The organism is Nonomuraea sp. NPDC003707 (genome assembly GCF_053587055.1).
Genome location: NZ_JBSFNK010000002.1, coordinates 414,211 through 439,235, shown reverse-complemented (window position 1 = coordinate 439,235; position 25,025 = coordinate 414,211). Strand labels below are relative to the sequence as shown.

Genomic DNA, 25,025 nt, shown 5'->3' with positions numbered 1-25,025 from the left:
AAGCACCACGAAAGGGGGCTCACCAATGAGCGACACCACTGTCAGCGGCTGGGACATCCTCGACGGCTCGCACGAGGCGCTGCGCCGGGTCGTCGGCGCCGTGCCGGCCGGGGCCTGGCAGCTGCCGACGCCCTGCGCGGCCTGGAACGTCACCCAGGTCCTCCAGCACGCGGTCGGCGACCAGATCGGCTTCGCCGCCGCGCTGACCGGCGAGCCCGGCCCCACGTTCAACCCGTTCGAGCCGTCGGGCGCGCCGGAGACGGACCCGACGGCCTTCACCGAGGACGCGCTGGTCCGCTCGGCCCGGGCATGGGCGGGCGTCGACCGCAGCGCCGTCGAGGTGCCGACGCCGGTGCCGCCGCACAAGATGTCGCCGTGGTCCGGCTCGACGGCGTGCGCGCTGGACGCCGCCGTGCACGCCTGGGACATCGCGGTCGCGACCGGCCAGGCCTCGCCGCTCATGCCGGAGCTGGCCAGGCCCCTGCTGAAGGTGGCCATGGAGATCGTCGAGCCGCTGCGCGCCTGGGGCGCGTACGCCCCGGCGCTGGAGGCGGAGCCGGGCGACGACGACGTGGCGGCGCTCCTGCGCTACCTCGGCCGCGACCCGCGCTGGACCCCCTCCTCCTGACCGCGGCGGATCAGGAGAACTTCGACTTCGGGCGCTCCTGGAGCTCGCCGTCCACGTAGATGTCGAGTTTCTCGTTGTAGAACGCGATCAGTCCGGCGACCTTCGCGCTCTCCGGCAGCGGCGTGCGGTACGACCAGGCCAGGTCCTTCTGGCCGTTGACCGTCCAGTATTCCGCCGTGCCCTTGTAGGGGCAGTGGGTGGCGGTGTCGGTGTGCTCCAGCAGGTCGAGCCGTACGTCCGTCTTCGGCAGGTAGTAGCGGGCGGGCAGGCCCGTCTCGAAGAGGATGCGCGGGCTGCGGGAGTCGGCCACGGTCACGCCGTCCACCTCGACCCGCACGTGGCGCGAGCTCGCCAGGACGTCCACCCGCGTGTACGGGTCGCGCGGGTGGAAGTAGACCTCCTCGTCCTCCTCGAACCAGGCGTCCATGGCGTCCCACTCGAAGCGGACGTGGCCGCGGATCTGCTCCAGCGGCGAGTCGGAATAGACGAGCGCGGCGTCGGCCGCCTCCGCCGTGCCCGAGGTGACGGTGTGGACCAGGCCGTCTCCCCTGCTCGGGGAGTGCTTGGTCGCGCCGGTGGCCTTGAGCGCGGACTCGTCCACGTCGGCCGCCGGGAAATAGTAGGTGGGGTAGTACGGGACCTCCCACACCAGGAGGGCGGAGGTGGAGTCGGCCACCACCCGGCCGCCGAGATAGGTCCTCACACGCTTGGCCGTGGGCTCGACGCGTACCCGGCCGCGGTTCGTGACATCCATGTCACCGCCAACCCCGGACGCGGCACCGCTATTCCGGTCCTGCGTGCGGGCGGCCGGGGCTCAGCTCAGTCCGAACGCGGCCAGCGTCGCCCACGTCGCGGCCGTGCCGGCCACCGCTCCGACGATGACCTGGGGCCAGGTGTGGTGCGTGAGGCGTACGCGTGCCCAGCACACCAGCGCGACGACGGCGGCTCCGGCGGTCGCGGCCGGCCAGGCGGGCAGGACGTGCGCGAACACGACGACCGTGCCCGCCGAGACGGCGGCGTGAAAGGAGATCTTCCAGCGCAGCGTCACCGGCACGGTGACGGCCAGCGCGACCAGCATCGCGGTCACGGTGGCGACGAGCAGGGTCGGGGCGCCCATCACCACCAGCAACGCCAGCGCGACCAGCACGGCCGCCACGGCGGCGAGCAGGGGGCCGGTGCGGCGGGCCCGGTCCACGATGTGGTGGGAGTCAAGACGGCCTGTGCGCACGCCGGCCGCGATCACCGCCGCCGGCACGCCGCCGCAGATCGCCGAGGCCACCAGACCCCATGCCGCGCCGCCCCATCCCTGGGCCAGCAGGCCGACGACGGGCGGCATGGCGATCACCAGCACTTGGGGTGCCAGAAGGTTCGTCACACGCTTCGCCACCAGGTCGGCTGTCATGTCACGAAAGAGTACGCGATCATGCCCGCCCACCCCACCCACCTCTTCCACCCCACCCGCGGCCCCTTCGAGGGGCCGGTGGCGTCACGGATCCGTCGCCCCTCATGCGCGGCACCGCCGCAGGCGCGACGTCGTCCCGGCACGGCTTCCCCGGGGGCGCATCTCCATCACGGGCACAGCACCGTCGCGAGCGCGGCACCGCTCGTCATGCGGGTCGCATCCGGACGCGGCCCGTGAAGGACGGTGCGCTTGGTGGCGTGGGCAGCGGTGGTGGGACCGGCGGGCGCGAAGGGGCCGGTTGTCAGCCCTTGCCGGCCGCGTTCACGATCCGGGTGGTGGAGCGGCCGGGGATGGAGGCCATCTCCCAGCACTCGGTCCCCAGGATCGCCGCCGCCGCCGCGCGGGCGCCCGCGTGCGGGTCGCCGGCCGTGTGCGCGAGCGCCCCCGGCCGCATCGGGGCCAGGAGGTCGATGTAGTCCTCCGGCCCGTGCGCCTCGGGCGGCCCCGTCACGATGAAGACGCCGGTCACGAAGCGGAGCGCGGCCAGCACCTCGGCCCGCTCCTCCGCCGGGTTGAGCGGGCGGCTCGGCCCCTTCCAGGCCCGCACCCGGGGATCGTCCTCCACGCCGACGACCAGCGGCAGGCCGCGGTCGGCCACCGCGCCCAGGTAGCGCACGTGGCCGACGTGCAGGATGTCGAAGACGCCGGTCACGACCGCCGCCCCCACTTGGTCGTACGGTTGCACCCAGACGGCCTCCAGGCTGCTCACGCGACCTCCCACGCTCTCCCCTATAGGCCTAGACGACTCGTCGATCGCAGCGTACTCGGTCGGCGTCCGCGGTCGTGCAGCCGACCTCGGGCAAGGTCATTCCTACCTTTTCGCGATAATCTCCGGCCCCCTGTCAGCGCGTCTCATAACGTCACCGGATTTGGGGGAGGTCGCCGTGGCACCGCCGGACTTTCACAGCGTCGACGGAGGCGACTCCCGTGATCTCGTGGCCCGGCTCCCGGGCGTGCCGTCGCAGGTGGCCAGGGCCCGGGGGCTCGTGACGGCCGCGCTCGGCCGCGACCATCCCCTGTACGACGACGCCGCACTGCTCACCAGCGAACTGGCCACGAACGCGATCCTGCACACCAGGTCCGGGGCGGGCGGTTCGTTCACGGTGACCGTGAGCAGCTCGGAGACGGCGGTGCGGGTGCTCGTGTCGGACGCCGGGTCCGACGGGCCGCCGTGCGTGTGCCGTACGAGCGCGCAGTCCACCAGCGGGCGCGGCCTGCCGCTGATCGAGGCGCTCAGCCACCGCTGGGGCTTCACCCGCGAGGACGGCACGACGACGGTCTGGTTCGAGCTCCTATGGTCCCACCTCTCGGCCGGGATGGCCGTCTGACTAGACGTCCAGGCGGCACAGGCCCTCGGCGAGGGCCTTGGTGGTCAGGCGGGTACGGCTGTCGCAGCCGAGCTTGGCGAAGATGTGCTCCAGGTGGGTCGTCACGGTGCGGACGCTGAGCACCAGCGCGGCGGCGATCTGCGGGTTGGAGTCGCCGGCCGCCACCCGGGTGAGCACGTCCACCTCGCGCCCCGTCAGGTCGTACGGCAGCGGACACGGCCGCTCGGCCACCACCACGCCCTGGAGCGCCCCCTGGAACCCGACCCCGGCCCGGAGCAGCCGCAGCTCGTGCCATCGCCCCTTGCGGTCGAGCCAGAGCCCGTGCCTGCTCAGCTCCCGCGAGTCGATGAACGCCCGGGCGAACGCCGCCATCGCCGGATCCTCCCGCAGCACGGCCGACGCCTCGTGGCCCGGCACCTGGCGCCGCGTCCCCACTCGGTCGAAAGCCACCGCCCGGAAGTCCGGCGGCAGCCCGACCGGGTCGATGACGCACCTGGTCAGGTCGGTGACGTGGGCGAGCATCGGGCTGATCGCGACGACCAGCGCGCCCGTGAGCCGGGGGAAGGAGTCCTTCGTGGCCAGGTGGAGCAGCCCCGTGTAGCGGCCCTCGCTCAGGAACAGCGGCGCCGTCAGCCCCGCCCGCCAGCCGTAGGGGGCGAGGTGGCGCCGGAAGTAGCGTGCGGTGCCCGGCTCCGGCATGATCACCGGCGCGCGGGTGGCGATGGCCCTGCGGCACGCCTCCAGTCCCGCGTATTCCTCGGCCGCGTCGTGGTCGATGCGGCGGTGGCCGTCGGACACGACGCTGTGGTGCCGCCCCGTGGCCGGATCGAACGCGACGAACTCGTAGGCGTCCACCGGGACCACCCGGCGCAGCGCCGCCATCGCCGCGTGGGCGCCGCCGCTGGCCGCGACCTGGTAGCCGACCTCGGCGAACGCCTGGAGCTGGCGGACGTCAAGGGTGATCTCGGCCACCGAGCCTTTATATCATTTGCCAAACCTTGAGGTCTTCTTGAAACTTTTTTTCACGAGCACCCGGACGCCCCGGTGAGGGGCCCACCGCCGCCGGCCAAGGGCGGGCCCAGGCGCCGGGATCGGGGCCACCCCGGGCGGCGAGCGGATTCGCGACCTTTGTTCCGAGGCTTGGAGATCGAATAGATAACGGCCCCTTCCCTCCGCGCATAACCGGCTCGTAAAGTCCGCTGCAACGCCGTGTCGGGGGAGGACGTGTCTTGACCGAGCTGAGCGACCGTGAGGCCGAGCTTGTTTCCGCGCACGAACAGGAACGCCCGGCGCGGCAACTCGGCGGGCCTCTGCGGCTCGGCGTGTGGATCGTGGGCGGGCTGCTGTCGGTCTATTCGCTGGTGGTGGTGTTCCGGCCGGTGGAGGCGTTGGAACACCGGATGACGTTCCTGGCGGTGGCGCTACCGCTGGTCTTCCTCTGCTATCGGTCGGGCTGGTCGTCATTCCTGCCGCGGCTGTTCCGGCGCGGCACCGCCGCGAGCCCGCCCCCTGAAACACCGGCAGACGGCGAGCCGGAAGGGACGCGGCGGTCCGAGCGGCCGTCCGTGGCCGACTGGCTGCTCGCCGCCGCCTCGCTGGCCGTGCTGGTCTATCCGCTGCTCGACATCGACGGGTTCCGCAATCGGGGCTCCGGCGCCGCGCTGACGGACCTCGACGTCGTGGCGGGCCTGGCGCTGACGGTGCTGCTCCTGGAGGCGGTACGGCGCACCGTCGGCTGGTCCCTGACCGTCATCTGCATAGTTTTCCTGATTTATGCCTATTACGGCGCATATTTGCCGATTGACTGGACTATCGGGCACCGCGGCTTCGACCTCGGCCAAATCGTGTCCCAGCTCTACACCGGCACCGAGGGCTTCTTCGGCGTCCCCATGCAAGTGGCCGCCAGTTACATCATCCTTTTCACGATTTACGGCGCCGTGCTCGACTATTCGGGCGCGAGCAAGTTCTTCATCGACCTGAGCTTCGCCGCCTTCCGCAAGTCCCGCGCCGCCCCCGGCCGTACCGTCACCACGGCCGGCTTCCTGCTCGGCACCGTGTCGGGCTCCGGCGTGGCCACCACGGTCAGCCTGGGCAGCGTCGCCTGGCCGGTGCTGCGGCGGGCCGGCTACCCGAAGGAGCCGGCGGGCGGCATCCTCGCGGCCGGCGGCATCGGCGCCATCCTGTCGCCACCCACGCTGGGCGCGGCGGCGTTCATCATCGCGGAGTACCTGAGGGTCAGCTACCTCGAGGTGCTCCTGTACGCGACGATCCCCACGCTCCTGTACTACCTGGGCATCTTCCTGGCCATCGAGATCGACTCGCGCCGCTTCAGCACCCACGCCGTGCAGGTGGACGCGCCCAAGGCGGGCAAGCTGCTGCTGCGCTTCGGCTACCACTTCAGCTCGCTCATCCTCATCATCGTGCTGATGGCGCTGGACCGCTCGGCGTTCCAGTCCGTGGTGATCGCCACGGCCATCGCGTTCGCGCTGTCGTTCCTCGACCCGCGGCACCGCATGGGCCCCAAGCGCGTCGGGCAGGCACTGGCCAAGGGCACGCTGGAGGTGCTGCCGGTGACGGCGGTGTGCGCCGCGGCGGGCATCATCGTCGGCGTCATCACGCAGACCGGCCTCGGCCTCAACCTCAGCGCGATCATCGTGGACTTCGCCGCGGGCAACCTCGTGCTGACCACGCTCATGTCCGGCATCGCGGTCATGCTGCTGGGCCTGGCCGTGCCGGTGACCGCGAGCTTCATCATCGCCGCGGTGATCATCGGCCCGGCGCTCACGACGCTCGGGGTGACGCAGGCCGAGGCGTACATGTTCGTCTTCTACTACGCGGTCCTGTCGGAGGTGAGCCCGCCCACGGCGCTGTCCGCGGTCGCGGCGGCGGCGATCACCGGCGGCAACACGTACAAGACGATGATGATGACCTGGCGCTACACGCTGCCGGCGTTCCTGGTGCCGTTCGCCTTCGTGCTGACGCCCAACGGGCAGGCGCTGCTCGGGCAGGGGCCGATCGGCACCGTGCTGCTGATGACTGCCGTCTCGGCCGTCGCCGTGGCGGCCCTCGCGCTGGCGACCGGCGGCATGAGCGGATGGCCCGAGCGCGCGCTCGCGGCGATCGCCGCGGTGCTGCTGCTCTTCCTCGAACCCGTTCCCATCGTCGCCGGTCTGGCCGTCCTGGCCGTGGCCGTAGCCGTGCACCTCGTCAGAAGCAGGAGAAGGGACCCAGCGTGAAGCGGATCTTTGCGATAGTGGCCGTCGCCGTCCTGACCGCGGCCGGCTGCGGCGGAGGTGGCGCGGGCGGATCCGGCAACCGGCTGTCGATCGCCACGGGCGGCACGACGGGCGTCTATTACGTGTACGGCGGCGGCCTGGCCAAGCTGCTGTCGGCCAACATCCCCAACACCCAGGCCACGGCGTCGGTCACCTCGGCCTCCGTCGAGAACATCAAGCTGCTCGCCTCCGGCAAGGCCGACATCGGCTTCTCCCAGTCCGACACGGCGGCCGACGCGGTCAACGGCAAGGACACCTTCACCGCGAAGCAGCCCATCAAGGCCATCGCCCGCATCTACGACAACTACACGCAGCTCGTCGTCGCGCCCGGCGTCCGGGCCGCCAAGGTGGCCGACCTGAAGGGCAAGCGCGTCTCGCTCGGCCCGGCCAACTCCGGCACCCAGGTCGTGGCCAGGCGGGTCCTTCAGGCGGCCGGGATCAACCCGGACAACGACATCACCAAGCAGCAGCTGTCGATCAACGAGTCGGTGCAGGCCGTCAAGGACGGCACGATCGACGCGTTCTTCTGGGTCGGCGGCCTGCCCACGGCCGGCATCACCGACCTGGCCACGAGCAAGCCGGACGTGAAGGTGCTCGACACGAGCGACGTGCTGACGACGATGCAGTCGACGTACGGCCAGCAGTACGTCGGCCTCGACGTGGACCTGTCCCTCTACAAGCTGTCCGGCTCGATCAAGACCGTCGGCATCGCGAACGTGCTGCTGGTGCCCGACAAGATGAGCGACCAGCTCGCCTACGACATCACCAAGACCCTGTTCGAGAAGAAGGCCGAGCTGGCGGCCGTGCATCCGGAGGCCAAGAAGCTCGACGTCATGCTGGGCCAGCAGGTGGCGCCGGTCGAGCTGCACCCGGGCGCGGCCCGCTACTACAAGGAAAAGGCCTGACGAGGCTGCTCGCGGCCCTCGCGACGGCGCTCACAGTGGTGGCGGCGCTCTGCTCCGGCGGGAGCGCCGGCCTCCTCACCGTGAACGGCCTGCCCGTCGTCGCGGGCGCCTTCTCGATCGGGTACGTGCACTCGATCTACCGGGCGCCCTCCGCGGAGGTGTTCACCGTGGAGGGCCGCCGGTTCACCATGCGGGCGGTCGTCTCGACCAACGAGAGCGTGCTGGAGTACTACGCGCTCGACGGGACGCGGGTGCGGACCCCGGAGGGCATGTGGGTGCTGCGCCTGGCCGTGCCCGCCACGTACGAGGAGCTGTCCCTGCTCACCACGTCGATCGGCCGCCGTACCCTCATCTCGGGCGGCCGCTGCCTGCCCCTGTTTCCGGCGGCCGGCGCCGCGCGGGTGCGGCTGGCCGTGGAGGAGCGGCCGGACGCGCGGAGCGGGCCCTGCGGCCCGCCCTACGACCTGGCCGCGCTGCGATGGGCCCCGAGGGCGCTCACAGCCAGTCCTTCTTCTTGAACACCACGTACAGCATCACCGACAGGCCGGCCACCAGCATCGTGGAGATCCAGAACCCCCACGGCTGCCCTTCACCCGGGTAGGGCACGTTCTGCCCGTAGTAGCCGGTGATCGCGGTGGGCACGGCGATGATCGCGGCCCAGCTGGTGAGCCGCTTCATGATCTCGTTCAGCCGGAAGCCCTGCTGGGCGAGGCGGGTCTCGCGGGCGTTCGCGAGCATGTCGCGGATGGTCTCCACCCATTCCGCCACGCGCTGCACGTGGTCGTTGACGTCCTGGTAGTAGGGGACCATGGCGGGCTCGGCGATGAAGTCCTGGTCGCGGTGGAGCAGGGTGCCGACCACCTCGCGCATCGGCATCGAGATCTTGCGGAGCCGGGCGGTGACCTTGCGCAGCTCGTACATCCTGCGCTGCAGCGCCCTGCCGTCATGGGGGCCGTCCTCGTCGAACAGCGACTCCTCCAGCGCCTCCGCCTGCGCGTCGAGGTCCTGCACCAGGTCGAACTGGCTGTCGACCACGTAGTCGAGCAGCCCGTGCAGCAGGAACGACACGCCGTGGCCGGCCAGCCGGGTGTTGGCGTCCCAGCGCTTGACCACGTCGCGGATGTCGAAGTGGTCGTTCTCGCGGACGGTGACCAGGGCGTTCCTGGTGACGAAGATGTTCACCTCGACGGGGTCGAGCTGCCCGTCGTCGAAGTGCACCCCGTAAACGGTGATGAACAAGTGATTGTCGTATATATCGACCTTCGGCCGCTGATGGTCGGACAACACGTCCTCGACCGCCAGCTCGTGCAGCCCCAGTTCCTCACTGATCACGCCGAGGTCGCCCGGCGAGGGGCAGCACAGGTCGAACCAGACCGTGTTGCCGGGATCCTCCACATAGTCGGAGACCTCCTCGATCGGGAAGCCTTCCTTCTCGAGGGCGCCGTTCCTGTACAGACGTGTGTGCACTAGCCGAGTCTGGCAAATCGCCTCGCGTTACGCACAGCCGCTCCCCCAGGATCGTTGTTGAAATAGACGTAGACGTCCCGCCAGCCCGCCTCATGCAGGCGCTTCGCCCACGTCTTCAACGCGGTATCGCCGTACGACCAGCCGGACGGCCCCTCGTGCAGGCGCACGTAACCCCAGTCCGCCGTGCGCCAGAGCGGGCTCTGCGGCTTTCCCAGCCGGTCGGCCCAGCACAGCGCGGCCTCGTGCGCGCTCAGCAGCTCCCGGATGTCCTCCGTCCACCACGACTCGTGCCGCGGCTCCACGGCCACCCGGACGCCCGCCGGGAAGCAGCCCAGGCATCGGTCGAGCCGGTCCGCGTCGGCCTTCAGCGTGGGCGGCAGCTGCAGCAGGACCGGCCCGAGCTTGTCCTTCAGCTCCGATGCGCGGCTCATCAGGCGCCCCACCGGCTCCTCGGGGTCGGCCAGCCGCTTGATGTGGGTCAGGAACCTGCTGGCCTTGACCGCCATCACGAACCCGTCCGGCGTGCGGTCCCGCCAGGCCGCGAACGTCTCGGGGCTCGGCAGCCGGTAGAACGCGTTGTTGCTCTCGACGGTCGGGAACTCGGCCGCGTACTCCTCCAGCCAGAGCCGCTGCGGGACGTCCTGCGGATAGAGCACCCCACGCCAGTCCTTGTACTGCCACCCCGAAGTGCCCACCAGCCACGACATGCTTTTACGCCTACCCAGCGGGCCGGGGTGCAGTACTGTCTTCAGCCGAGGAAGACAGTGGCATCAGAGAGGGCTTCGATGGGCGCCGATCACGGGCATCCCCCCAGCTCCCGGCGTACGGTGATGGCCGGTCTGGCCGTGCTCGTGCCGCTGGCGATCATCACCCTCGCCGGCCTGCTGTGGCTCTGGCCGGACGGGAAAGTGAGCACCGGCACCGCCCAGTCCGGTGAGCAGTCCGGCGTGCAGCGGGTCACGGGGACGATCACCGGTGTCACGCTCAAGAAGTGCCCCGCCGCCTCGGAAGGCGCACCCCAGCCCGACCCGGCCACCTGCGGCAACGCCGACGTCCGCGTCGAGGGCGGCCAGACCGTCACGCTCCGGCTGCCCAGCGGGCCCGGGGCCCAGCACTTCGCCGCGGGCGACGACGTGATCCTGCTGCGCGACGCGGACGGCGAGCACCAGATCTCCGACCACGACCGGTCGACGCCACTGTGGCTGTTCGGGGCGGCCTTCGCGCTGGCGGTCATCGCCTTCGGCCGCTGGCGCGGGGTGACGGCGCTGGTGGGGCTGGCGGTGACGTTCGTGCTGCTGCTGACGTTCGTCATCCCCGGCATCCTGGAGGGCGAGCCGCCCCTGCTGGTGGCCATCGTGGGGGCCTCGGCGATCATGCTGCTGGTCCTCTACCTCACGCACGGCTTCTCGCTGGCCACGTCGATGGCCGTGCTGGGCACGCTGGCCAGCCTGGCGCTGACGGGCCTGCTGTCGTACGGGGCGCTGGGCTTCGCCCGGCTCAACGGCGTCACCGACGACAGCGCGCTGGCGCTGGACATGAGCCTGAAGATCGACACCCAGGGCCTGCTGCTGGCCAGCATCATCATCGGCGCGCTGGGGGTGCTCGACGACGTCACGGTCACCCAGGCGGTCACGGTGGCCGAGCTGGCCCACGCCAACCCCTCCTACGGCTTCGCCCGCCTCTACCGGGCGGCCGGCCGCATCGGCCGGGCGCACATCGCGTCGGTGATCAACACGATCATCCTGGCGTACGCGGGGGCGTCGCTGCCGTTGCTGCTGCTGTTCAGCATCGGGCAGCAGCCGCTGGGTGACGTGCTGACGACGCCGGTCATCGCCCAGGAGATCGTCCGCAGCATCGTCGGCACGCTGGGGCTCATCGCCGCCGTGCCCATCACCACGGCGCTGGCGGCCCTGACGGCCTCCCGCCACCACCCGGAGGAGGACGCCCAGGAGCCTCCCGCCCGACGGGACGCGCAGGAGAGCTTCTTCACGCCGCACGCCCACCAGCACGACCCCGCCCAACACCCGGGCGAGCGCCCGGCCCGGCACCGCCGGCGGACGCGCACCTGATCGCGGCCGCCCGTCAGAGGGCTTCGGCGCTGCCGTCCACCCGCAGCTTCCGCCGGGCCCGCTCGTAGAACGTGGTGCCCAGTCGTACGACCTTCGCCGCCCCCGGCCACGCGGCCACGGTGACGGTGTCGCCGGGGCACAGGTGGGTCACCACGGCCCCGTCGACCTCCACCGCCAGCCGCCCGCTGGTGGGCAGCACCTCCAGCGTGACCTCCTCGTCGGCGGGCAGCACCAGCGCCCGGTTGAACGACGAGTGGGCGGCGGCGGGCACCACCAGCACCGCCTCCACCCGGGGCGACACGATGGGACCGCCGGCCGAGAAGCTGTAGGCGGTCGAGCCCGTGGAGGTCGCCACAATCACCGCGTCGGCCGCGAAACGCACGAAGTCGCTGCCCGCCGGGGTGACGGCGATCGCGGCCAGCCCTTCGCCGGGGATCCGGACCAGCGCGATGTCGTTGAACGCGGTCACGTCCGCGCCGCCGAGCCGGCTCTTGATCGCCATGCGCGGCTCGATCGTGTAGCGGTGGGCGTCGATGGCCGACAGTGTGTCCGCCAGCTCGTCCACGTCGATCTCGGCCAGGAAGCCGAGTTTGCCGAGGTTGACCCCCAGGATGGGGGTGGGCCGACCGGCCAGCAGCCGCATGGTCCGCAGCATCGTGCCGTCGCCGCCCAGCCCGACCAGCAGGTCGGCCCGCTCGACGAGGGCCTCGGCGTCCACGGCCACGGCGGAGCAGTCGATCCGCCCCACTTCCTCGGGCAGCCCGAGCACGGTGGCGCCCTTGTCACCGGCCCAGCGCAGGATGGTGTCTATCGCCTTCTTCGAGTCGCGCCGTGGATGCAGCACCAGCCCGACCGTACCGACCATGCCCATGAGGCCAACACTAGGCCAGCCGCCATGGGCCTGTCGGCAGGGACCTGCCGAAGTCGTCAGCGGACGAGGCAGGGGCGCTTCGGGTCGAAGACCCAGTCCTTCACCAGATACCGCATGGCCACGGAGTCGTCGCGGGCGCCGAGGCCGTGGCGCAGGTAGAGCTCGTGGGCCTCGGCCAGGGCCGCGCGGTCGAGCTCGACGCCGAGCCCGGGGGTCGTCGGCACCTCGATCGCGCCGTCCGTGATCCGGAACGGGCTGGTCGTCAGGGCCTGGCCGTCCTGCCAGATCCAGTGCGTGTCCAGCGCCGTGATCTCCCCCGGGGCCGCCGCCCCGACATGGGTGAACATCGCCAGCGAGATGTCGAAGTGGTTGTTGGAGTGAGAGCCCCAGGTCAGCCCGAAGTCGTGGCAGAGCTGGGCGACGCGGACCGACCCGGCCATGGTCCAGAAGTGCGGGTCGGCCAGCGGGATGTCCACCGCGCCGGCGCGTACGGCGTGGGCCATCTCCCGCCAGTCGGTGGCGATCATGTTCGTCGCGGTGGGCAGCCCGGTGGCCCGCCTGAACTCGGCCATCGTCTCCCGGCTGGAGAAGCGGCCCTCGGCCCCGCACGGGTCCTCGGCGTAGGCCAGGACGCCGCCCATCCCGCGGCACAGCCGTACGGCGTCGGCGAGCAGCCAGCCGCCGTTGGGGTCGAGGGTGACGCGTGCCTCGGGGAAGCGGCGGGCCAGCGCCGTGACCGCCTCGATCTCCTCCTCGCCCGTCAGCACCCCGCCCTTGAGCTTGAAGTCGGCGAAGCCGTAACGCTCCTGGGCGGCCTCGGCCAGCGCGACCACCGCGTCGGGTGTGAGCGCCTCCTGGCGGCGCAGCCGCGACCAGCGGTCCTCTCCCGCGTCGTCCACCCGGTAGGGCAGGTCGGTCCTGCCCGGGTCGCCGACGTAGAAGAGGTAGCCCAGCATCGGCACCCGGTCCCGCTGACGGCCCTCGCCGAGCAAGTCGGCCACCGGCAGGCCCAGGTACTGGCCGTGCAGGTCGAGCAGGGTGGACTCCAGGCCGGTGACCGCGTGCACGGTGGTGCGCAGGTCGAAGGTCTGGGCGCCGCGCCCGCCCGCGTCACGGCCGGCGAACCGCTCGGACACCGACCGCAGCAGGCTGCGGTACCGGGCCACGGGCTCGCCGGCCAGCAGCGCGCCCGCCTCCTCGACGGTCCTCCGGATCGCCTCGCCGCCGGGCACCTCACCGAGGCCGGTGCGCCCGTCGGAGTCGGTGGTGATGACGACGTTGCGGGTGAAGAAGGGGCCGTGGGCGCCGCTGAGGTTGAGCAGCATGCTGTCGTACCCGGCCACCGGGACGACCTCGACGCGCTGGATGGTGGGAGACATGGCGCCCTAGCTGATCTTGTTGATGAGGGCGGCCAGTTCGGCGGACTCACCGTCGGTGAGGTTCTGCAGCGGCGGCCGGACGGGGCCCGCCGGGCGCCCGACGGCGGCCAGGCCCGCCTTGATGATCGAGACGGCGTACCCCTTCTGCCGGTCGCGGATGTCCAGGTACGGGATCACGAACTCCTTGATCCGCCGGTAGACGGCGTCCCGGTTCTGGGCGCGGACGTCGGCGTAGAAGTCGAGCGCGTACTGCGGGACGAAGTTGAAGATCGCCGAGGAGTACGTGCTCATGCCGAGCTGCAGCAGCGGCAGCGCGAACGTCTCGGCCGTGGGCAGGCCGCCGATGTAGGCCAGGCGGTCGCCGACGGTGGCGTAGATGCGGGTGAGGTGCTCGATGCTGCCGACGCCGTCCTTGAACCCGACGAGGTTCGGGTTGCGGTCGGCCAGGGCCTCGACGGAGCGGTCGTTCAGGATCGCGTTGGCCCGGCTGTAGACGATCACACCGAGGTCGGTGGCGCGGCACACCGCGGAGACGTGCTCCACCAGGCCCGCCTGCCCGGCCTCCGTGAGGTAGGGGGGCATGAGCAGCAGCCCGTCGGCCCCGGCGGCCTCGGCGGCCTGGGCCTGCGCGACGGCGTTCGCGGTGCCGCCGGTGGCGGGGGCCACGACCGGCAGCCTGCCGTTCACCTCGCTGACCGCCGCCCGCACCACCCGGTCGATCTCGGCGGGGGTGAGCGAGAAGCCCTCGCCGGTGCCGCCCGCGGCGAACAGCCCGGCCACGGGATACGCGCTCAACCAGGACAGGTGGTCACGGTAACCCGCCTCGTCGAACTCCAGCTCCTGCGTGAAATGGGTGACAGGGAACGACAGCAGGCCGCTCTTGAGCTGGGCGGCGAGCTCCTGGGGCGAGAAATTCGGCATGACCGTCCTCTGTTGACACGCGGCCCGTGGGATCCCCCGCACCGCCGGTAAAGGTTGATGCCGTCAGGCTAGGAAGGAGGGTGGATTCCTGTCCAAGCCCGATTCTGTATCTGGCGATACCGAACGAGCATCGTGACGCCCGGGGTCGGGCAGCAGCTCCAGAACGCGCCACAGGGCGGGGTTGGTGGAGCCGCGGTCCCAGATGACGTGCAGCTCCACCGGCTTGCCCGCGACGCCGTCCCCCTCGTCGAGCGGATCGCCGCCGCCCCGTATCAGGTCGCAGAAGACGATGCCGTCGATGCCGAGCGAGCGGGCGCTGGCCGGCGCCAGCGCCACGCCCCGGCCGGCGGCCACGAGCAGGGCGGCGGTGAGGATCTGGTGCACCTGCTGCTCGATCCTGGGGTGGGCGTTGGTGAGGAAGCGGACGGTCAGCTCGTGGAAGTAACGCGACTGCACGGGGTTGTAGCTGATGACCGGCAGGCCGTCGAAGTCGTCGGGCGCGAGCGGCCGGCCCAGGCCGGCCAGCGGATGGCCGAGGGGGACCACGGCACACAGCGGCTCGCGGAAGACCACGCGGGAGTCGAGCGTGGCGATGTCGAAGGGCGGGCGGGCCAGGCCCAGGTCGAGCTCGCCGCGCAGGATGCCGTCCACCTGCCCGGCGGTCACCCGCTCGTGGAGGATGACGTCGATCTCCGGCAGCTGCTCCGTGAGGCGGCGCAGGATCGTGCCGAGCATGCTGATGGCCGAGACGGCGGTGAAGCCGAGCCGTACGGTGCCCGTGGCGCCCTTGGCGATGCGGCGGGCCCGGTCGCCCGCGGTGTCGACGAGGGAGAGCATGCGCCGCGCGTCCTCCAGGAAGCCGCGCCCGGCGTCGGTGAGCACGACGCGCCGGTTGTCGCGTTCCAGGAGGGTCACGCCGATCGCGCGCTCCAACTTCTGGATGTGGCGGCTGAGCGGCGGCTGCGTCATGCGTAGCCGATCGGCGGCGCGGCCGAAGTGGAGCTCCTCGGCGACCGCCACGAATGCCCGGATCTGATCCAGTGTTAGCATGATGCCCGCAGAGTATCACCTGATACCGAATTGAGCCTGGACAGGCATCGAGGCAGGTCCCTAGTCTCCGGAGACTACAGAGCGGAAACAACCCCGTAACCTCCATAGACGCCGCTCGCACATAAGGAGAAGTCCATGCCGACATCACGGACGACCCGCCGCCGCCTTCTCGCGGGTGTCATCGGCGGCGCCGCCGCGCTCGCGCTGACGGCGTGCGGTGGCGTCAAGACCACGTCCTCCGGCGGCGGTGACGGTAAATATCCGACGGGCAACATCGAGTTCAGCGTCGGCGCGTCCGCGGGCGGTTCGACCGACCTCATCACCCGGGCGCTGGCCCAGGGCATGGGCAAGGACCTCGGCGTCTCCGCCCCGGTGCTCAACAAGCCCGGCGCGAACGGCGCGCTCAACGCCAAGGAGCTCCAGGCCGCGAAGGCCGACGGCTACAAGATCGCCGTCCAGAACGCGTCCCTGTTCACCATCACGCCGCTCACGGTCTCCCCCGCCGAGGCCACGAAGATCGACTCGTTCGACGTCATCACCGGCGTCTCGCGTGACGACTACGTCATGGCGACCAACTCCCAGTCCGGCTACAAGTCCATCGAGGACATGAAGAAGGCCGGCAAGACCATCCGCTACGGCACGACCGGCGTCGGCACGGGCGCCCAGCTCGCCTCCGCGCTGACCTTCAAGACCGCCGGCATCGAGGCCACGGCCGTGCCCTTCGACGGCGGCGCCCCCGCGCTGACCGCCCTGCTGGGCAACCAGGTGGACGTCTCCACCATGCAGATCGGCGAGGCCATCGAGAACATCAAGGCCGGCAAGCTCGTCCCGCTCGCGGTCTTCTCCGACCAGCGCATCCCCTTCCTGCCGGACGTGAAGACGGCCAAGGAGCAGGGCTTCGACGTCCTGGTGACGCAGTACCGCTTCCTGACCGCGCCCAAGGGCACGCCCGAGGACGTCAAGACCCGCCTGCTGGAGTCGGCGAAGAAGACGTTCGCCACGCCGGAGTACAAGAAGTTCAACGAGGACAACTCGCTCACCCCGATGGAGGTTTCCCCGCAGGAGGTGCTCTCTTCCCTGCAGAAGGACACCGCCACGTACAAGGAGCAGCTGAGCAAGTACGGCATCAGCCTGGCCGGATAGTCCCCTAGGAGCGAGCATGTCCATGTCTGACCCTCTTGAGGCCGGCCCTCTCGAGTCCGGCCCTGAGGTCGCCGACGACACCCGGCCACCGCACGCCGGCCCTCTCTCGCAGATCTCGGCGGCCCTGGTGGCGCTGGCGGTCGGCGTCGCCGGGGCGATCGGCTCCCTCGCGCTCGGGCTCGGCCGCATGACCCAGCCGGGCCCCGGCCTGTGGCCCTTCGCCATCAGCGTCGTCATCGTCGTGCTGTCGGCGGTGCTCGTCGTCACCGGCCGCAAGCTCGAGGACACCGAGCGGTTCTCGAAGGCGAGCCTGCTCACCGCGGCCGGCCTGGTGACGCTCATCATGCTGGCCTGGCTGCTGCCGCTGATCGGCTTCGAGATCCCCTCCCTGCTGCTGGTGTTCGTCTGGCTGCGCTGGCTGGGCAAAGAGTCGTGGCGCACCTCCATCGTGGTCAGCGTGCTGACGGTGGCGGCGTTCTACCTGCTCTTCGTCGTGCTGCTCCAGGTCCCGCTCCCGCGCCTCATCTGAGAAGACCCCATGGACATCTCCCCCATCCTCAACGGCTTCGGCGTCGTCATGGAGCCGGCCAACCTGCTCTACTGCCTCATCGGCGTGATCATCGGCATGCTCATCGGCGTGCTGCCCGGCCTCGGGCCCGGCGCGACGATCGCCATCCTGCTGCCGATCACGTACGGCATCGGGCCGGTCTCCGCGATCATCATGCTGGCCGGCATCTTCTACGGCGCCCAGTACGGCGGGACTATCACCTCGGTCCTGCTCCGCCTCCCCGGCGAGGCGTCCTCCGTCGTGACCGTCTTCGACGGGTTCGCCCTGGCCAGACAGGGCAAGGCGGGCACCGCGCTCGGCATCGCCGCCATCGGCTCCTTCGTCGGCGGCACCGTCTCGATCATCGGCCTGACGATCCTGGCTCCGGTCGTCGCCGGCTTCGCGCTCGACTTCGGCCCGCCCGAGTACGCGGCGCTGGGCGTGCTCGGCGTGCTGCTGATCTCCTCGGTCGGCAACGGCAACAAGCTCAAGGCGATCATCGCGGCCTGCGTCGGCCTGCTCATCGCGACCGTCGGCCGCGACACCTTCACCGGCGCCGAGCGGTTCACCTTCGACAGCCTGAACCTCGCCGAGGGCATCGACTTCATCCCGATCGCCATGGGCCTGTTCGGCCTCAGCGAGATCCTCTACAACCTCGAGGAGCGGCACAACCAGGTGCACGCGCCGGCCAAGGTCGGCAACGTGTGGCCGTCGCGCCAGGACCTCGGCCAGGCCAAGGGCGCGATCGGGCGCGGCTCGGTCATCGGGTTCGTGCTGGGCGTCCTGCCCGGCGGCGGCGCGGTGCTGTCCTCGCTGGCGGCGTACGCCTTCGAGAAGCGCCGCGCCAAGCAGCCCGAACGCTTCGGCAAGGGCGCCGTCGAGGGCGTGGCCGCCCCCGAGACCGCCAACAACGCCGCCGCCACGTCGTCGTTCATCCCGCTGCTGACGCTGGGCATCCCGGCGAACGCGACGATGGCGCTGATGTTCGGGGCGCTGCTCATCCAGGGCATCCAGCCGGGGCCGCAGCTCGTCACCGAGCACCCCGACGTCTTCTGGGGCGTCATCAACTCGATGTACATCGGCAACATCCTGCTGCTCATCATGAGCATCCCGATGGTCGGCGTCTTCGTGAAGATCCTTCGGGTGCGTCCCGCCATCCTGGCCCCGATCACGGTGCTCATCACGCTGCTCGGCGCGTACACCGTGAACAACAACGTGTACGACATCTTCCTGGTCATCGCCTTCGGCCTGCTGGGCTACCTGATGAAGAAGTTCGGGTTCGAGCCCGGGCCGCTGGTGCTCGCGTTCGTCCTCGGCTCGATGATCGAGAACTCGTCGCGCCAGGCGCTGCTCATCTTCGGCGGCGACCCGACCGGGTTCCTCACCCGCCCGATCTCCGGCACGGTGCTCGCCCTGGTGGTGCTCGTCGCCGTCCTGCCGCTCATCCGCAAAGCCGTACGCCGCAAGACCGCCGCCGCGGAACGCGTTCCAGTTGAGGAGAAGACGCCATGACGATCCTCGTCGGTTACCTGCCCACCCCCGAGGGCGAGGCCGCGGTCGACGCGGGCCTGCGCGAGGGCGCGCTGCGCTCCGAGCGCGTGATCATCGTGAACTCCCCGCGCCGCGGCGCCCCCGTCGACGAGCACAAGATCGACGACGACGCCTCGACCGCGCTGCTCGCCCGGGCGCGGGCCGCCGGCGTGGACGCCGAGGTACGCCAGCCGCTCCACGACGACGACCTGCCGGAGACGTTCGAGGAGCTCGTCAAGGAGACGGGCGGCACCCTCATCGTCATCGGGCTGCGGCACCGGTCGCTGGTGGGCAAGTTCATCCTGGGCAGCGAGGCGCAGCGCATCCTCATGGAGGCCAGCGTGCCGGTGCTGACGGTGAAGGCACCCCGATGACTCTTGACGGCGGGCGGATCAGCCGCGTCTCGGTCACGCCGGTCGCCTTCCGCGACCCGCCCCTCCTCAACGTCGTCGGCGTCCACCAGCCGTTCGTGCTGCGCGCGATCGTCCAGGTGCACACCGACTCGGGGCTGGTGGGGCTGGGCGAGACGTACGCCGACCAGGCCCATCTCGACCGGCTCGACGCCGTGGCCGCCGCGCTGCCCGGCCTGGACGTGTTCGACGTCCACGGGCTGCGCCGGGTCGTCGAGGAGACGCTCGGCCGCTCCACCGGCGGCGCGGGCGCGAGTTTCGGCGGGATGCTGGAGGTCTCCAGCGCCGTGGACACCGTGGCCGCGCCCTTCGAGGTGGCGCTGCTCGACCTGCAGGGCAGGACGCTCGGCCGCCCGGTCAGCGACCTGCTCGGCGGCGCCGTACGCGACCGGGTGCCGTTCTCCGCGTACCTGTTCTACAAGTGGGCCGGTCACCCGGGCCAGGACGAGGACTCGTGGGGCGAGGGCGTCACGCCCGAGCAGATGGTCGCCCAGGCCCGGCGGATGGTCGACGAGTACGGCTTCACCGCCATCAAGCTCAAGGGCGGTGTCTTCGAGCCCGGCCACGAGGTCGAGACCGTCGAGGCGCTGGCCGCCGCCTTCCCCTCTCATGCCCTGCGCATCGACCCCAACGGCGCCTGGACCGTGGACACCTCGATCAAGGTGGCGCACCGGCTGGCCGGGGTCCTGGAGTACCTGGAGGACCCGACGCCCGGCATCGACGGCATGGCGCGGGTCGCCGAGCACACCGACCTGCCCCTGGCCACGAACATGTGCGTCATCGCCTTCGAGCACCTCAAGCCCGCCGTCGCCGCGGACGCCGTGCAGGTCGTCCTCTCCGACCACCACCTGTGGGGCGGCCTGCGCCGCTCGGCCCTGCTGGGGGGCATCTGCGAGACGTTCGGGATGGGGCTGTCGATGCACTCCAACTCCCACCTCGGCGTGAGCCTCGCCGCGATGACCCACCTGGCCGCCGCGACCCCGAACCTCACCTACGCCTGCGACACCCACTACCCGTGGAAGACCGAGGAGGTCATCAGGCCGGGGGCGCTGGAGTTCCGCGACGGCAGCGTGGCCGTGCCGGCCGGGCCGGGGCTCGGCGTGGAGCTGGACGAGGACGCGCTGGGCGCCCTGCACGAGCAGTACGTGCGGTGCGGGCAGCGCGGGCGCGAGGACACGGCGTACATGCGCACGGTCGAGCCCGGCTTCACCCCCAACACGGCCCGCTGGTAACCGGACGACCACTGGGCCTGGAGACGAGCACGCGGGGCAGGACGCACAGCCGCATCCCGCCCCACCGCCAACCGCCCGCCACGAAGCCCGAAGACGGACGCGCGGAACGGGACACACGCAGCCGCAGCATGCCTACGGGTGGTCGCCCGCCGCTAGAACCCACCCGCCCCTGACCGGCTACGGGGCCTGGAGGCGGGCGCGCGAGTTGGACAGGTGCAGCCGCATCGCGGCCCGCGCCGCCGCGGCGTCCCGGTCGGCGATGGCGCGGTAGATGTTCTCGTGCTCCAGCGTCACGCGGGTGAGGTGGGTGGCGTTGGAGACGGTGTACGCGTGCTCCAGCCGGGTGCGCGGCAGCATGATCACCATGGGCCCGAAGGACGCCAGCAGGTCGGAGTAGAACCGGTTGCCCGAGGCCAGCGCGATCTTGAGATGGAACTGGAAGTCGGCCTCGACGGCGCTGCTGGGCTGCTCGCCGGAGCGCCCGAGGTCGACCAGGGCCCGCTCGATGGCCTTCAGCTGTAGATCGGTGCGACGCTCTGCGGCCAGCCCCGCCGACTCCGACTCGACGCCGATCCGGAAGTCGATCATGTCGAGGACGTCGCGATGGCTGCGGATCTGCGAGGGCTCCACCGAGAAGGCCGTGGAGGCGGGCAAGGCCAGCACGAACGAGCCCCGCCCCTGGAACGTCTCGACCAGCCCGGCCGCCTGGAGCCGCGAGATGGCCTCGCGGACCACCGTACGGCTCACGCCGAACTCCTCGACGAGCGAGGACTCGGTCGGCAGCTTCTGGCCGGGCTCGATCTCGCCGGCGAGGATGCGTTCCTTGAGCCGTTCGACGAGCTCATGCGCGAGCCCGCGCCCGCTGTCGCGGTCGAGCCTCTGATCTGGCGGCACGGCTGACAACCTACCCGGCGTCCGCACGGAACTCGACCCGCCCCGACCGCCCGCCCGCAACCGTACCGAACTCGCCCCGATCGGACCGCCCAGCCACGGCCACGCCGAACTCGACCTGATCGAGCCGCCAGGCCGCCGCCCCGTCGGCGAGGCTGAGGCCGAGGCCCGGACGGTCCGGGACGCGCATGCGTCCTCCCTCGATCTCCAGCCGCTCCTCGAACAGCGGCGACAGCCACTCGATGTGCTCCACCCAGGACTCGCGCGGATAGGCCGCGGCCAGGTGGACGTGGATCTCCATCACGAAGTGCGGCGCGACCTGCAGCTGCGCGTGATCGGCCAGCGCGGCGACCTTGAGGTAGGGCGTGATGCCGCCCACCCGCGGCACGTCGGGCTGCAGGAAGCCGACGGCCCGAAGGTCGATGAGCCGCACGAGGTCGGGCACGCTGGAGAGCATCTCACCGGTGGCGATGGGTGTGCCGAGCGCGGCGGCCAGCTGCGCGTGCCCCTCGGCGTCGTAGGCGTCCAGCGGCTCCTCGATCCAGACCAGCCCGAGCTCCTCCACCGCCCGCCCGAACCGCAGCGCCGTGGCCCGGTCCCACTGCTGGTTGGCGTCCACCATCAGCGGCACGTCGTCACCGAGGTGCTCGCGCACCGCGGCCAGCCGCCGCAGGTCCTCCCGGGTGTCGGGCTGCCCCACCTTGATCTTGATCCCGCCGATGCCGTCGCTCAGCGACTGCCGGGCCCGCTCCTTGACCTCCTCGACCGGAGCCTGCAGATAGCCGCCCGAGGTGTTGTACGTCCGGACCGAGTCGCGATAGGACCCCAGCAGCTTCGCCAGCGGCAACCCCGCCCGCTTCGCCTTCAGGTCCCACAGCGCGACGTCGACGGCCGCCAGCGCCTGCGTGGCCACCCCCGAACGCCCGACCGACGCCCCCGCCCACAGCAGCACGTCATACAACCTGCCGACGTCGGACGGATCCCGGCCGAGGAGGTTCTCCCCGACCTCCTTCGCGTGGGCGAACTGCGCGCGGCAGCCCGCCCGCGTCGTGTACGAGAACCCGAGCCCCTCGAGCCCGTCGTCCGTCGTGATCTCGCAGGTCAGCACGTCGATCTGGGACAGGGGCCGCTGGCGCCCCGTCGCGACCTTGGCGTCGCTCACCGGATGCGCCAGCGGCACGGCGTAATGCCCGAACCGCACCGACGCGACACGGTCACCCATCGGTCTCAGGCCTTCCCGAACTCGACGCTGTCCACGGTCCACTTGCGGCACTGCTCGCTGAGCGTGAACCCGAGCCCCGGCCGGTCAGGAACGATCATGCGGCCGTCGCGGGTCTCGAGCCGCTCGTTGAACAGCGGGTTGAGCCATTCGAAGTGCTCGACCCAGGGCTCGCGCGGGTAGGCGGCGGCCAGGTGGAGGTGGATCTCCATGGCGAAATGCGGCGCCAGCTGCAGCCCCGCGTGGTCGGCGAGGGTGGCCAGGCGCAGGAAGGGCGTGATGCCGCCGACGCGCGGGGCGTCGGGCTGGATGATGTCGGCGGCGCGGGCCTCGATGAGGCGGACGTGCTCGGCGACGCTGGAGAGCATCTCGCCGGTGGCGATGGGCGTGTCGAGGGCGGCGGCGAGCTGCGCGTGCCCCTCGGCGTCGTACGCGTCCAGCGGCTCCTCGATCCAGACCAGCCCGAGCTCCTCCACCGCCCGCCCGAACCGCAGCGCCGTCGGCCGGTCCCACTGCTGGTTGGCGTCCACCATGAGCGGCACGTCGTCGCCGAGGTGCTCGCGCACCGCGGCCAGCCGCCGCAGGTCCTCCTTGGTGTCGGGCTGGCCGACCTTGATCTTGATCCCGCCGATGCCGTCCTTGAGCGACTGGGTGGCGCGGGCCTTGACCTCCTCGATCGGCGCGTGCAGGAAGCCGCCCGAGGTGTTGTACGTCCGGACCGAGTCGCGATAGGACCCCAGCAGCTTGGCCAGCGGCAGCCCCGCCCGCTTCGCCTTCAGGTCCCACAGCGCGACGTCGATCGCGGCCAGCGCCTGCGTGGCGACCCCGGACCGGCCGACGGAGGCGCCCGCCCACAGCAGGGTGTCGTACACCTTGCCGATGTCGGAGGGGTCCTGGCCGATCAGGTTGGCCCCGACCTCCTTGGCGTGGGCGTACTGCGCGGGGCCGCCCGCCCTCTTGGAGTAGCTGAACCCGGTGCCCTCGTGACCGTCCTCGGTCGTGATCTCGGCGAACAGGAAGGCGATCTCGGTCATCGGCTTCTGCCGCCCGGTGAGCACCTTGGCGTCGCTGATGGGGACGTCGAGCGGAAGGGTGACGGAGGAGAGCGAGACGTGGCGGATGCGGTCGGCGGCCATGGGCGGTCCAAGAGGGTAGGCGGCGATGTTGTCAGTCATCATACGAAGCCATCACTCGTATGACAACCTCCGCGTGGACATCGCCGGCCGCAGGTGCCGGCCTTCGGCGTAGCACGAGCTGCCGGTCGCCTGGTGACGGCATGGACGTCGAGGTCCACGCGGATCGCTCGGCGATCGGCTCACCCGGGACGGTCTCGACGCGCTGTGCCGATCCAGGGCTCGGGCCTGGAAAGGCTTTGCCTCTCGCCGGGAGACTCCGCAGGTCACCCCCGCTACTGTGAGAAGTGGTTCATGCGCCGTATCCGGCGTTCCCCGGGGAGCCCTCCGTCAGCCCACATGTCACGGAGTGATCTCTGATGCTCGTACGCCTCCTCGCCGCCGCTGCCTTGGTGGCATCCACCGTCATCACCTCGGCCTCGCTCGCCACGCCGTCCGCCGGCGCGGCCACCGTCCACCAGGCTGCCACCCCGGTGGCGCAGCCTCCGATCCCCATCCCTCCCAAGCCCGTCCCGCCGGACGACGGCGACGAGGGGTAGGTCGATCGGAATCGCCGTCGCCCCGTTCGGCGAGTCCTCGCGGGGCGACGGCGGCTTCACGTACCGGCGAGGAATTCCAGCGCGGCGTCGCGGTGGGGCTCCACCTTGTGCGGGACGAGGACACCGGCGCCATGCGGCGCTGCTTCCGCACCCGGCTCTGCCGACATGGCGCGTCCTCCCGTCCTCGGCGTCGGTCAACGGCGAGGCCACCGGGCAGTGCGTCCGCCTCGATCCGTCTCAGGGCCGGGACAGCACGACGAGCAGGGCGGGGTGGTCCGTGTACGTCATGCCGGTCACCTCCGTCCGCACGAAGCCCAGGTTGGCCGCGAAGACGTGCTGCACGCTGCCGTCCCCCTTCCTGAAGAACGGCGCCGCGTTGCAGTCCTGGACGTCAGGCCCGATCAGCGGGGCGTACTTGAGGTTGAAGTCGCCCGCCAGGAACGTCTGCCGGCCCGCGACGGCCCGGTCGCGCAGCAGGGCGATCGCCGCCTTGCACTGGGCCATGGCGACGTTCCCGGTGGTCGACAGGTGGGTGCCGCACCCGACGAGGTCGGCGAACTCGGCGCACACGTAGACGCGCTTCTCGCTGCCGCTGTCCTGGGTGGCGTACTGGCCGGAGAAGACGGTCCCGGTGACCGGGGAGCGGAAGATCAGGCCGTTGCCGTACTCGTCCCCGTTGGTGCAGCGCACGGGCGTGCCATCGGGACGGCGGGCGGGGGCGAACGTGGAGAAACCGTTGCCCATGGCGGGGGCCAGCTGGGGCAGGTCGTTCCTGCAGATCTCGTTGAGGGAGACGACGTGGGGCTGCTTGGCGGCGATGACCGCGTTCGCCTCCTGGAGGGTGGCGGCGCCGTTGAAGCAGGAGGTGTTGACGCCGCTGTGGCACAGGTTGAGCTGCAGCACGCGGAACTCCTGCGCGGCCGCCGCGGGCGCGGCCACGGCGCTCAGCGCGATGAGGACGATCACGAGAAGCAGTCGGACACGAGGCATGGATTGCCCTTCCTTTCGCCCGTCGATGACCATGAC

26 protein-coding genes are annotated in these 25,025 nt (G+C 71.0%); 12 read left to right on the top strand and 14 right to left on the bottom strand.

Translation table 11 applies throughout. The annotated features are described in order from the left end of the window. The first annotated feature begins 25 nt into the window (after nucleotides 1-25). Nucleotides 26-628, top strand: coding sequence for a TIGR03086 family metal-binding protein (locus ACWDRB_RS06085; RefSeq protein WP_449892028.1), 603 nt, complete (start codon nucleotides 26-28; stop codon nucleotides 626-628). Between the two features lie 10 nt (nucleotides 629-638). On the opposite strand, the gene ACWDRB_RS06080 is transcribed toward ACWDRB_RS06085, so the two are convergent. From ACWDRB_RS06080 to ACWDRB_RS06070, 3 genes are all read right to left on the bottom strand, one after another. Then, the gene (locus tag ACWDRB_RS06080) at nucleotides 639-1,382 is read right to left on the bottom strand and encodes a DUF427 domain-containing protein (RefSeq protein WP_449892027.1); all 744 of its coding nucleotides are present in this window, start codon (nucleotides 1,380-1,382) and stop codon (nucleotides 639-641) included. A gap of 60 nt (nucleotides 1,383-1,442) precedes the next feature. Then, on the bottom strand, nucleotides 1,443-2,030 hold the full coding sequence (locus ACWDRB_RS06075) for a hypothetical protein (RefSeq protein ID WP_449892026.1): 588 nt from the start codon (nucleotides 2,028-2,030) through the stop codon (nucleotides 1,443-1,445). 301 nt (nucleotides 2,031-2,331) lie between these two features. After that, nucleotides 2,332-2,799, bottom strand: coding sequence for an adenylyltransferase/cytidyltransferase family protein (locus tag ACWDRB_RS06070; protein WP_449892025.1), 468 nt, complete (start codon nucleotides 2,797-2,799; stop codon nucleotides 2,332-2,334). A 175-nt stretch (nucleotides 2,800-2,974) separates the two neighbouring features. Between ACWDRB_RS06070 and ACWDRB_RS06065 the strand changes: the two genes are divergently transcribed. Then, nucleotides 2,975-3,418 carry an ATP-binding protein gene (locus ACWDRB_RS06065; protein WP_355192081.1) on the top strand — a complete coding sequence of 148 codons (444 nt, stop codon included), beginning with the start codon at nucleotides 2,975-2,977 and terminating at the stop codon, nucleotides 3,416-3,418. Here ACWDRB_RS06065 and ACWDRB_RS06060 read toward each other — a convergent pair whose 3' ends face one another. Beyond that, a complete protein-coding gene (locus ACWDRB_RS06060) occupies nucleotides 3,419-4,390 on the bottom strand; it encodes a response regulator transcription factor (protein WP_449892024.1) in 972 nt (323 codons plus the stop codon). 257 nt (nucleotides 4,391-4,647) lie between these two features. Between ACWDRB_RS06060 and ACWDRB_RS06055 the strand changes: the two genes are divergently transcribed. From ACWDRB_RS06055 to ACWDRB_RS06045, 3 genes are read left to right on the top strand one after another with little or no spacing between them, the layout of a single operon-like run. Continuing rightward, nucleotides 4,648-6,654 (top strand): TRAP transporter permease, encoded by a 2,007-nt coding sequence (locus ACWDRB_RS06055; RefSeq protein ID WP_449892023.1) that lies wholly within the window; start codon nucleotides 4,648-4,650, stop codon nucleotides 6,652-6,654. After that, on the top strand, nucleotides 6,651-7,598 hold the full coding sequence (locus ACWDRB_RS06050) for a TAXI family TRAP transporter solute-binding subunit (protein ID WP_355192077.1): 948 nt from the start codon (nucleotides 6,651-6,653) through the stop codon (nucleotides 7,596-7,598). The genes ACWDRB_RS06055 and ACWDRB_RS06050 overlap by 4 nt, the downstream gene beginning before the upstream one ends. A gap of 38 nt (nucleotides 7,599-7,636) precedes the next feature. Then, nucleotides 7,637-8,116, top strand: coding sequence for a DUF1850 domain-containing protein (locus ACWDRB_RS06045; protein ID WP_449892022.1), 480 nt, complete (start codon nucleotides 7,637-7,639; stop codon nucleotides 8,114-8,116). Here ACWDRB_RS06045 and ACWDRB_RS06040 read toward each other — a convergent pair. Both ACWDRB_RS06040 and ACWDRB_RS06035 read right to left on the bottom strand, forming a co-directional pair. Beyond that, nucleotides 8,094-9,065, bottom strand: coding sequence for a magnesium transporter CorA family protein (locus ACWDRB_RS06040; RefSeq protein ID WP_449892021.1), 972 nt, complete (start codon nucleotides 9,063-9,065; stop codon nucleotides 8,094-8,096). The two genes, ACWDRB_RS06045 and ACWDRB_RS06040, sit on opposite strands and share 23 nt — an antisense overlap. Further along, entirely contained in the window at nucleotides 9,065-9,772 is a 708-nt protein-coding gene (locus ACWDRB_RS06035) for a DUF72 domain-containing protein (protein ID WP_449892020.1), read from the bottom strand. The genes ACWDRB_RS06040 and ACWDRB_RS06035 overlap by 1 nt, the downstream gene beginning before the upstream one ends. 78 nt (nucleotides 9,773-9,850) lie before the next feature. Here ACWDRB_RS06035 and ACWDRB_RS06030 point away from each other — a divergent pair, with 78 nt between their 5' ends. Beyond that, nucleotides 9,851-11,134, top strand: coding sequence for a YibE/F family protein (locus ACWDRB_RS06030; RefSeq protein ID WP_449892019.1), 1,284 nt, complete (start codon nucleotides 9,851-9,853; stop codon nucleotides 11,132-11,134). A gap of 13 nt (nucleotides 11,135-11,147) precedes the next feature. On the opposite strand, the gene ACWDRB_RS06025 is transcribed toward ACWDRB_RS06030, so the two are convergent. The 4 genes from ACWDRB_RS06025 to ACWDRB_RS06010 all read right to left on the bottom strand — a co-directional run bounded on the left by ACWDRB_RS06025 (nucleotide 11,148) and on the right by ACWDRB_RS06010 (nucleotide 15,355). After that, nucleotides 11,148-12,005 carry an NAD(+)/NADH kinase gene (locus ACWDRB_RS06025; protein ID WP_355192069.1) on the bottom strand — a complete coding sequence of 286 codons (858 nt, stop codon included), beginning with the start codon at nucleotides 12,003-12,005 and terminating at the stop codon, nucleotides 11,148-11,150. 56 nt (nucleotides 12,006-12,061) lie between these two features. Then, nucleotides 12,062-13,384: an enolase C-terminal domain-like protein gene (locus ACWDRB_RS06020; protein WP_449892018.1), complete on the bottom strand. Its 1,323-nt coding sequence runs from the start codon at nucleotides 13,382-13,384 to the stop codon at nucleotides 12,062-12,064. A 6-nt stretch (nucleotides 13,385-13,390) separates the two neighbouring features. Next, entirely contained in the window at nucleotides 13,391-14,305 is a 915-nt protein-coding gene (kdgD, locus tag ACWDRB_RS06015) for a 5-dehydro-4-deoxyglucarate dehydratase (RefSeq protein WP_355192065.1), read from the bottom strand. Between the two features lie 63 nt (nucleotides 14,306-14,368). Beyond that, nucleotides 14,369-15,355 carry a LysR substrate-binding domain-containing protein gene (locus tag ACWDRB_RS06010; RefSeq protein ID WP_449892017.1) on the bottom strand — a complete coding sequence of 329 codons (987 nt, stop codon included), beginning with the start codon at nucleotides 15,353-15,355 and terminating at the stop codon, nucleotides 14,369-14,371. 135 nt (nucleotides 15,356-15,490) lie between these two features. On the opposite strand from ACWDRB_RS06010, the gene ACWDRB_RS06005 reads away from it, so the two are divergent. The 5 genes from ACWDRB_RS06005 to ACWDRB_RS05985 are packed head-to-tail and all read left to right on the top strand — an operon-like array spanning nucleotide 15,491 to nucleotide 20,217. Further along, nucleotides 15,491-16,498, top strand: a complete 1,008-nt coding sequence (locus tag ACWDRB_RS06005; protein WP_449892015.1) for a tripartite tricarboxylate transporter substrate binding protein — start codon at nucleotides 15,491-15,493, stop codon at nucleotides 16,496-16,498. Nucleotides 16,499-16,520: 22 nt separating this feature from the next. Next, nucleotides 16,521-17,027, top strand: a complete 507-nt coding sequence (locus ACWDRB_RS06000; protein ID WP_350726573.1) for a tripartite tricarboxylate transporter TctB family protein — start codon at nucleotides 16,521-16,523, stop codon at nucleotides 17,025-17,027. Between the two features lie 9 nt (nucleotides 17,028-17,036). After that, nucleotides 17,037-18,557 carry a tripartite tricarboxylate transporter permease gene (locus tag ACWDRB_RS05995; RefSeq protein ID WP_449892014.1) on the top strand — a complete coding sequence of 507 codons (1,521 nt, stop codon included), beginning with the start codon at nucleotides 17,037-17,039 and terminating at the stop codon, nucleotides 18,555-18,557. Then, nucleotides 18,554-18,949: a universal stress protein gene (locus tag ACWDRB_RS05990; RefSeq protein WP_350726569.1), complete on the top strand. Its 396-nt coding sequence runs from the start codon at nucleotides 18,554-18,556 to the stop codon at nucleotides 18,947-18,949. Before ACWDRB_RS05995 ends, ACWDRB_RS05990 begins: the two co-directional genes overlap by 4 nt. Continuing rightward, a complete protein-coding gene (locus ACWDRB_RS05985) occupies nucleotides 18,946-20,217 on the top strand; it encodes a glucarate dehydratase family protein (RefSeq protein ID WP_449892012.1) in 1,272 nt (423 codons plus the stop codon). Before ACWDRB_RS05990 ends, ACWDRB_RS05985 begins: the two co-directional genes overlap by 4 nt. A 177-nt stretch (nucleotides 20,218-20,394) precedes the next feature. On the opposite strand, the gene ACWDRB_RS05980 is transcribed toward ACWDRB_RS05985, so the two are convergent. The 3 genes from ACWDRB_RS05980 to ACWDRB_RS05970 are packed head-to-tail and all read right to left on the bottom strand — an operon-like array spanning nucleotide 20,395 to nucleotide 23,463. Beyond that, nucleotides 20,395-21,111, bottom strand: coding sequence for a FadR/GntR family transcriptional regulator (locus ACWDRB_RS05980; RefSeq protein WP_192792423.1), 717 nt, complete (start codon nucleotides 21,109-21,111; stop codon nucleotides 20,395-20,397). Nucleotides 21,112-21,121: 10 nt separating this feature from the next. After that, on the bottom strand, nucleotides 21,122-22,330 hold the full coding sequence (locus tag ACWDRB_RS05975) for an L-talarate/galactarate dehydratase (RefSeq protein WP_449892011.1): 1,209 nt from the start codon (nucleotides 22,328-22,330) through the stop codon (nucleotides 21,122-21,124). Nucleotides 22,331-22,335: 5 nt separating this feature from the next. Further along, nucleotides 22,336-23,463: an L-talarate/galactarate dehydratase gene (locus tag ACWDRB_RS05970; RefSeq protein ID WP_355192712.1), complete on the bottom strand. Its 1,128-nt coding sequence runs from the start codon at nucleotides 23,461-23,463 to the stop codon at nucleotides 22,336-22,338. A 356-nt stretch (nucleotides 23,464-23,819) separates the two neighbouring features. Between ACWDRB_RS05970 and ACWDRB_RS05965 the strand changes: the two genes are divergently transcribed. Then, complete coding sequence (locus ACWDRB_RS05965; protein WP_364246855.1) at nucleotides 23,820-23,999, top strand: hypothetical protein; 180 nt, start codon at nucleotides 23,820-23,822, stop codon at nucleotides 23,997-23,999. A gap of 237 nt (nucleotides 24,000-24,236) precedes the next feature. Here ACWDRB_RS05965 and ACWDRB_RS05960 read toward each other — a convergent pair whose 3' ends face one another. Continuing rightward, nucleotides 24,237-24,989: an endonuclease/exonuclease/phosphatase family protein gene (locus ACWDRB_RS05960; RefSeq protein ID WP_449892010.1), complete on the bottom strand. Its 753-nt coding sequence runs from the start codon at nucleotides 24,987-24,989 to the stop codon at nucleotides 24,237-24,239. Between the last annotated feature and the right edge of the window lie 36 nt (nucleotides 24,990-25,025).

Bases quoted from the DNA above. Each gene is read 5' to 3' on its own strand.
- ACWDRB_RS06085 (WP_449892028.1), top strand. From the start codon at position 26: ATGAGCGACACCACTGTCAGCGGCTGGGACATCCTCGACGGCTCGCAC.
- ACWDRB_RS06080 (WP_449892027.1), bottom strand. From the start codon at position 1,382: ATGGATGTCACGAACCGCGGCCGGGTACGCGTCGAGCCCACGGCCAAG.
- ACWDRB_RS06075 (WP_449892026.1), bottom strand. From the start codon at position 2,030: ATGACAGCCGACCTGGTGGCGAAGCGTGTGACGAACCTTCTGGCACCC.
- ACWDRB_RS06035 (WP_449892020.1), bottom strand. From the start codon at position 9,772: ATGTCGTGGCTGGTGGGCACTTCGGGGTGGCAGTACAAGGACTGGCGT.
- ACWDRB_RS06030 (WP_449892019.1), top strand. From the start codon at position 9,851: ATGGGCGCCGATCACGGGCATCCCCCCAGCTCCCGGCGTACGGTGATG.
- ACWDRB_RS06025 (WP_355192069.1), bottom strand. From the start codon at position 12,005: ATGGGCATGGTCGGTACGGTCGGGCTGGTGCTGCATCCACGGCGCGAC.
- ACWDRB_RS06020 (WP_449892018.1), bottom strand. From the start codon at position 13,384: ATGTCTCCCACCATCCAGCGCGTCGAGGTCGTCCCGGTGGCCGGGTAC.
- kdgD (WP_355192065.1), bottom strand. From the start codon at position 14,305: ATGCCGAATTTCTCGCCCCAGGAGCTCGCCGCCCAGCTCAAGAGCGGC.
- ACWDRB_RS06010 (WP_449892017.1), bottom strand. From the start codon at position 15,355: ATGCTAACACTGGATCAGATCCGGGCATTCGTGGCGGTCGCCGAGGAG.
- ACWDRB_RS06005 (WP_449892015.1), top strand. From the start codon at position 15,491: ATGCCGACATCACGGACGACCCGCCGCCGCCTTCTCGCGGGTGTCATC.
- ACWDRB_RS06000 (WP_350726573.1), top strand. From the start codon at position 16,521: ATGTCTGACCCTCTTGAGGCCGGCCCTCTCGAGTCCGGCCCTGAGGTC.
- ACWDRB_RS05995 (WP_449892014.1), top strand. From the start codon at position 17,037: ATGGACATCTCCCCCATCCTCAACGGCTTCGGCGTCGTCATGGAGCCG.
- ACWDRB_RS05990 (WP_350726569.1), top strand. From the start codon at position 18,554: ATGACGATCCTCGTCGGTTACCTGCCCACCCCCGAGGGCGAGGCCGCG.
- ACWDRB_RS05985 (WP_449892012.1), top strand. From the start codon at position 18,946: ATGACTCTTGACGGCGGGCGGATCAGCCGCGTCTCGGTCACGCCGGTC.
- ACWDRB_RS05975 (WP_449892011.1), bottom strand. From the start codon at position 22,330: ATGGGTGACCGTGTCGCGTCGGTGCGGTTCGGGCATTACGCCGTGCCG.
- ACWDRB_RS05970 (WP_355192712.1), bottom strand. From the start codon at position 23,463: ATGGCCGCCGACCGCATCCGCCACGTCTCGCTCTCCTCCGTCACCCTT.
- ACWDRB_RS05965 (WP_364246855.1), top strand. From the start codon at position 23,820: ATGCTCGTACGCCTCCTCGCCGCCGCTGCCTTGGTGGCATCCACCGTC.
- ACWDRB_RS05960 (WP_449892010.1), bottom strand. From the start codon at position 24,989: ATGCCTCGTGTCCGACTGCTTCTCGTGATCGTCCTCATCGCGCTGAGC.